This is a genomic window from Methanobrevibacter sp., from assembly GCF_030539875.1.
Lineage (GTDB): Archaea > Methanobacteriota > Methanobacteria > Methanobacteriales > Methanobacteriaceae > Methanocatella.
The window spans coordinates 103,594-109,958 of record NZ_JAUNXI010000005.1 but is presented as its reverse complement, the minus strand read 5'-3'; the positions used below and the strand labels follow the sequence as shown (position 1 = coordinate 109,958).

Annotated in this window: 7 protein-coding genes; 4 read left to right on the top strand and 3 right to left on the bottom strand. The window is 35.5% G+C overall.

Annotated elements, in window-relative coordinates; all coding sequences use genetic code 11:
• Positions 1 to 157: 157 nt before the first annotated feature.
• Both Q4Q16_RS03115 and Q4Q16_RS03110 read left to right on the top strand, forming a co-directional pair.
• Positions 158 to 391 carry an AbrB/MazE/SpoVT family DNA-binding domain-containing protein gene (locus tag Q4Q16_RS03115; protein ID WP_296807597.1) on the top strand — a complete coding sequence of 78 codons (234 nt, stop codon included), beginning with the start codon at positions 158 to 160 and terminating at the stop codon, positions 389 to 391.
• On the top strand, positions 388 to 825 hold the full coding sequence (locus Q4Q16_RS03110; protein ID WP_302512025.1) for a type II toxin-antitoxin system VapC family toxin: 438 nt from the start codon (positions 388 to 390) through the stop codon (positions 823 to 825). Before Q4Q16_RS03115 ends, Q4Q16_RS03110 begins: the two co-directional genes overlap by 4 nt.
• A gap of 83 nt (positions 826 to 908) precedes the next feature.
• Here Q4Q16_RS03110 and Q4Q16_RS03105 read toward each other — a convergent pair whose 3' ends face one another.
• Entirely contained in the window at positions 909 to 1,970 is a 1,062-nt protein-coding gene (locus Q4Q16_RS03105) for a site-specific integrase (RefSeq protein WP_303346193.1), read from the bottom strand.
• 261 nt (positions 1,971 to 2,231) lie between these two features.
• On the opposite strand from Q4Q16_RS03105, the gene Q4Q16_RS03100 reads away from it, so the two are divergent.
• Together Q4Q16_RS03100 and Q4Q16_RS03095 are read left to right on the top strand one after the other, a co-directional pair.
• Positions 2,232 to 3,458, top strand: a complete 1,227-nt coding sequence (locus tag Q4Q16_RS03100) for an FprA family A-type flavoprotein (protein ID WP_303346192.1) — start codon at positions 2,232 to 2,234, stop codon at positions 3,456 to 3,458.
• 12 nt (positions 3,459 to 3,470) lie between these two features.
• The gene (locus Q4Q16_RS03095) at positions 3,471 to 3,884 is read left to right on the top strand and encodes a ferritin family protein (protein WP_303346191.1); all 414 of its coding nucleotides are present in this window, start codon (positions 3,471 to 3,473) and stop codon (positions 3,882 to 3,884) included.
• Between the two features lie 96 nt (positions 3,885 to 3,980).
• Here Q4Q16_RS03095 and Q4Q16_RS03090 read toward each other — a convergent pair whose 3' ends face one another.
• Together Q4Q16_RS03090 and glp are read right to left on the bottom strand one after the other, a co-directional pair.
• Complete coding sequence (locus Q4Q16_RS03090; RefSeq protein WP_303346189.1) at positions 3,981 to 5,111, bottom strand: site-2 protease family protein; 1,131 nt, start codon at positions 5,109 to 5,111, stop codon at positions 3,981 to 3,983.
• 16 nt (positions 5,112 to 5,127) lie between these two features.
• Entirely contained in the window at positions 5,128 to 6,345 is a 1,218-nt protein-coding gene (gene glp, locus Q4Q16_RS03085) for a gephyrin-like molybdotransferase Glp (protein ID WP_303346188.1), read from the bottom strand.
• Between the last annotated feature and the right edge of the window lie 20 nt (positions 6,346 to 6,365).

Sequence of the window (6,365 nt, the reverse complement as noted above, 5' to 3'; positions counted from 1 at the left end):
TAAGTCAAAAATTTTTCAGCACAAAATCAAAAAAATTAATTTTGGCGGACACCCTACTATAATATAAACTTTTCTAATAAAATTTCATTATCATATATATTTATATCCTATTAGGAATAGATAATATCATAGATACAAAAACCAAGAGGTGGAAAAAATGCTTATATTAGCCACTAGTAAAATTCAAAGTAATTACCAAACCACAATACCAAAGGAAATAAGAAAAAATTATGACATTGACAATGACACTGTTGTAGAATGGGCGATTAATGAAAATGGAAATCCTGAAATAAATTTCAGAAAAAAAAGAAGCTTTAAAAATCTAGCGGGTGCTTTTAAAAGTGATGAAAAGACCAATGCTGTAGAATTGAAAAGGAGTTTGTACGAATGAAAAAAGTATTCCTAGATACATCTTTCATCCTGGCCTATGTCAATTCAAATGATGAATTGCATGATAATGCTTTAAGACTAGAAGAAGCGGAAAACATTCTCTCACAGGACTGCTATATTAACAATAACGTGTTGAACGAAGTTTTAACATTAACTGGCAGGAAAATGAACATTGACGCTGCTGAAGAAATATACTACGGCCTGATAGATAGCTTTGAAATACTAAATGAGTACACTATTTTCAACTACACTGCTAAAACATTTGACATCTTCAAAAAAATTGTTGGAACCAACAGTAAAAAGACAAAACTAAGTTTCACCGATTCAAGCATTATCCTAACCATGAAAGAATCAAACATTACTGATTTAGTCAGCTTTGATCAGCAATTCAAAAATTTCAATAAAATTAATTTAATTGGTTTAGATTATTTATAATTATTAAAATCATTATATATTTTGATAGCATTCAACAGATACTAAAACATGCCAAATGCTATCACTTTACTTTTATATTACTATTATGACCCTTCACCAACCTTATTTATGATACCTAAAAGTTCTTTTTTCAAACCTCTCATCTCCTCAAGTTCACCTCTCATATCACCCACTTCTGATTTTAACGCTTCATTTTCCTTTTCCATTTGAATGAACTGAGGTGATTTGACAGATAGCTTTTCAACATCTGTGTTTATAGTAACGGCCGGCAGATGCTGTATATATTCATATTTCAAATCATCAGGATTTGTCATGAAATATGCCGCATCGGTTTTGTTTTTTGCCTTTCCCTGCAAATCGTTGACCTTGTCTATGCTCATGCCGTCATTATACAACGCTGAAGCATGAAACTTCCTGAGCATGTGGCTTCGAAACCTGCGGTACCTTCCAACTCTACCAAAGCCTAAAGTGTCATTGATCATCTCAAATAACTGCACCATATATGTCCTGCTGATTTGAAAGAGAGGACTTTCATCAGTTACTGGCTTATCGCGAAGCAACAGATATGCATTGATAGCCTTAACAGCCTCAGGACTGCAGTATGTAAGATAATACTTGTTTGTCTTTTTCCTTAAAATGCTGAAGGTCGGAACCACATCATCGACATCATTTAGATAATCAATAACCTCAAATATGTCCATTCTATGTCTTGGCAGATATTCAGACAATGCTTCAATGTAATCTCCGATTGTAAGGCTCAGTGTCTCTGTTCTGGCACATCCACTGGAGCAGGAAAACAATATGATAGCTTTCATCAGGGGAAATGCAATCTGAAAGGCTTCCCTTATAACTTCCTTATCCGGCAAGTCCTTAAAATATATCGGAGCAGGCTTTTGAATGTTTTTGTCATTGACTTTAGGCAAATCCAATACTTCTATATCATAGAACTTGTAAAAAAAGATTATGCAGTTCATTTCCTTTCTGACGGTTCCTGCAGCATAGTTTTGAAACATGTAATGCCTATATTCAACCAGTTTTGATTTCAACCTACTGTGTTTCCATTTCACTCCGTTCATCTCATCCTCTTCAGCTTCCTCAAGAAGTTCTTTAAGAGACATATCAAAATAGATACAGTACTTTCTCAAAGACAGCTCATAGATTTGTGTTGTCCCAATTGCATGGTTGCAACTTATCGTGAAATTTTTGAATAGGTCGTCATTCATCATAATAACCACTTTTATTTCTTATTTATTAAAAACCTTGAGAGAGAGCGCTTGAAGAGTAATAAGTATCTGAACTTTTGAAACAGTTCGTATAAAACAAAACTATATATAATAAGTAATGATAAAATAATATTAAATTCATATAATATGAATTAATTAACCAATAAAAAGGAGATAAAAAAAATGAAAGCTAATGCACAGAAAATAGCTGAAGGAGTATACTGGGTCGGAGTACTTGATTGGGACTTAAGATCTTACCACGGTTACACATTAGACGGAACAACTTACAACGCATACCTTGTATTCGGAGAGGACGAAGTTGCAGTTATTGATAATGCCTACCCTGGAAAAACTAAAGAATTAATGGCACGTATTGATGATGCTTTCGCTCAAGAAGGTAGAGAAGTTAAGATTGACTACATTATCCAAAATCACGTTGAAAAAGACCACTCCGGAGTTTTAGTAGATTTACACAAAAGATTCCCGGAAGCACCAATTTACTGTACCGAAATTGCAGTTAAAGGTCTTTTAAAACACTACCCTGCTCTTGAAGGCGCAGAGTTTGTCACTGTAAAAACCGGTGATTCTTTAGATGTTGGTGGAAGACCATTGGCATTCTTAGAAGCATTCTTATTACACTGGCCGGACAGTATGTTTACCTTACTTGCTGATGAAACCGGAATTTTATTCCCTAACGATGCATTCGGTCAGCACTTATGTTTCACCAAAAGGTTTTCTGATGAAATTCCCGAAAGTGTCTTAATGGATGGAACACAAAAGTTTTATGCGAACTTAATCACACCACTTTCAAAATTAGTACTTAAAAAGTTAAATGAAGTAGTTGAATTAGGTTTACTTGACTCAATTAAAATGATTGCTCCATCTCACGGTCAAATCTGGACTGATCCAATGCAAGTAATCGGAGCTTACCAAAACTGGGCTACTGGTGTATGTGAAGACAAAATCACAATCGTTTACGATACAATGCACTACTCAACCCAGCAAATGGCTCACGAAATTGCTGAAGGTGCAATGTCTGAAGGATATGATGTGGAAATCTTCTTCCTACACGAAGATGAAAGGTCCGAAATTGTAAAAAGTATCTTAACCAGTAAGGGTGTTGCATTTGGTGATCCTACCATTAATGATGTGCCATTCCCAAGTATTGGAGACATCTTATACTACTTAAAAGGTCTCCTATTTAACAGAACCGGAATTGAAAGAAAAGCAGTTACCTTCGGTTCAATGGGTGGAAAAGGAGGATCTCCTCAAAAAATTGCAGATGAATTAAGTACCTGCGGATTTGATATTGTAGATACTCAGGAAATCTACTACGTACCAGACGCTGATGAAGATGAAGCTAGCTATGAATTAGGTGTAAAATTAGCTAAAGCATGTAAAGAGTTATAAAAAGGTGATAATATGGTTAAATATGAACATGAAATTGGAACTACAAAAGACACTGCTGTTGAAAAAGACGTTGCAGCAAATTTTGAAGGAGAAACAAATGAAGTAGGTATCTACTTAGCTATGTCCAGACAAGCTTCAAGAGAAGGTTATGGGGAATTAGCTGAAGTTTTCAAAAGATTAGCATGGGAAGAAGCTGAACATGCAGCAAGATTCTGTGAAATGAACGGAATCATTAAAGACACCCTCAAAGAAAACATCGAATGGATGATGGGTGGAGAAAAAATGGCTAACGCTGAAAAAAGAGAAGCTTCTGAAAAAGCTAAAGAAGCAGGCCTTGAAACTGCTGCAGATTTCTTCAGAGAAAGTTCCAAAGACGAAGGTCGTCACTACAAAATCTTAGAAGGAATCCTAGAAAGGTACTTCTAAATACTTTGAAAGAATTTAATAATTCTTTCCTTTTTTTATTTTAAAAAAATAAGATGAATCTGATTGATTCATATTCCAATACTAATTTTTTGATAATTAAATAAAACCGGCCACAATACTAAATATAACTATCAATGCCATAACGGCAGACAATGAATTAACAACAGGTTTTACTGTCTTTTCAGGGAATTTATAACTTAATAAAATCTCAAGCATGTATCCTCCGTCTAATGGTTTAAGCGGAAGCAGATTAAAAAGACCAATTCCCATGTTTAACATGAACACCCAATTAAATAATTCAAGTAGCTCAAATAAAATCCAAGGTAGCGGACCTAAGCTATCGTCTGACAGGACAAAATGCTTATTAGCCTGAATTCCAAAAAACCCTACAGATTCATTGTTCGGATTTTTACCAAGTACAACTGAATAGCTGCCCTGATCTGTTTGAACCGTTACATTGTCTCCAGGTTTGAAAGATTTAATAATATTTACATAAGATGCTGAATCATTGATTTTATGGCCGTCAATGGATTGTAAAACCATACCCTCTTTTAATATTCCGTCGGAAGAGGAATCCGGTACAACCCTGTCAATAGCTATTCCATCTTCCTGAAAATAATGCGGGATGCCCATAGACACTAATGATACCAAAAGTATTGCAATAATTGCCAGCGAAATGTTTGCAACCGAACCTGCAGCGTAAATTCTTAACTTGGATATTTTTTTAGCACTTTTCAACTTATCTTCATCCGGCTCGACAAATGCCCCCGGAAGAATGGCAAAGAGCAAAAGTCCGATTGATTTGATTGGAATTTTCTCACAAACAGCCTGAATACCATGTGAAAATTCATGAACTATCAGGACAGTTGCAAGAGCAATCAGCCCGTAAACAAATGGAACATAAATTTGAGAGCCCGGAATATCCACACCAGGGATTATAATTGAAACCGAAGGTGTTTCAAAAACAGAAGGCAGTGATGAAACAAGCACCCATGAAATGAGCATCATGGCTGCGAAAGCTACAACGATTCCAATATTCATAAACCAACGCCAGAATGTCGGTGAAAAATTAGAAATCCTGGATATTAGCCCTCTAAGCTTTTTAGTCTTCCACATTATAACTGGAAAATTCAATTCAAAGCCGTGATTTGACAATTTTTCATGAAATACTGTAACCAATACCCAGATAAGAACAAAAGCTATCAAATAATAATAAATCCCATTCATTAAATGCACCTTCACATTACCAAAGCAATGAATCAAAGAAGACAACGTCAACCATATCGTCTTTTTGATATCCTTCGTTGTTTTCGTCTATTATGATATAGCTATTAGCCTCAACCATTGACCTAATTATGCCGGAACCTCTGTTCAAGACATGCTTTGCATTTTCACTATCACTAACGCAACGGATGAAATCAGTCCTTCCAAGTTGTGAAGGTATTTTAAGCATTGCAGACCTTTTCTGAATGTTAAAGTCAAAAAATCTTCCCTGCATTTCAAATAAATACTTTCTAACAAACATGTCAAATTGACCCATAGATGCCACAGGCTGACCTGAAAGAGCGAAAATCATTTTATCATTGACGATACCCACACCGGCGGGTTTTCCAGGTCTTACAGCTACACCATGAAACAAAACTTCTCCCAAATCCTGAATTACATCTAAAACAACATCCCCTTTGCTTAATGCTGTTCCGCCAGTAGTTATGACAACATCATACTCTTTTGAAGCTTCAAGAACAGCTTCCCTTACCTCATCAAATGAATCTCCTGCATGAGCAATTTCTGCAATTGCACCTGAATCTTCAACCATCGCTTTTGTAGTAAACTGATTTGAATTGATAATTTTGGCCTTATCCATCTCTTCTTTTGTCGGTTCAACTAATTCGTTGCCTGTGATAATGATTTTAACTCTGGGTTTTTTAAATACTCTAACTGTATTATACCCTGCAGAAGCTATTAAACCCAATTCCTGATACCTGATAAAAGTATTTTTATCTAATATTTTTTCCCCTTTTTTAATATCCTCTGATTTCGGAGTAATATTTTCACCGGGAGTTACTTGAGAATAAATCGTTAGGTCATCACCGTCAACGGTAGTGTATTCCTTCATTAAAACTGCATTAGCCCCATCAGGTATGGGGGCTCCAGTAGCTATGACAACAGCTTCATTTTCTCCAACAGTTTTATCTGAAAAATCCCCCGCTCCAATTGCATCAACAACTTTAAGTTCCTTAGGAACTGATTGGGATGCTCCGAAAGTATTTTCCGCAATCAATGCAAATCCATCCATTGCAGATTTGTCAAATGGCGGTGAATCATGAAATGCTATGATTTCTTCTGCAAGAACCCTTTTGTGAGCCTCTGCTAACGGGATTTCTTCAGTTTCTGTAAACTTTTGATTATCACCAACCAATTTAATAGCATTTTTTAAAGATTCCAATTTAGATAAAAACAAACAAAACTCCCCCAAGTTAC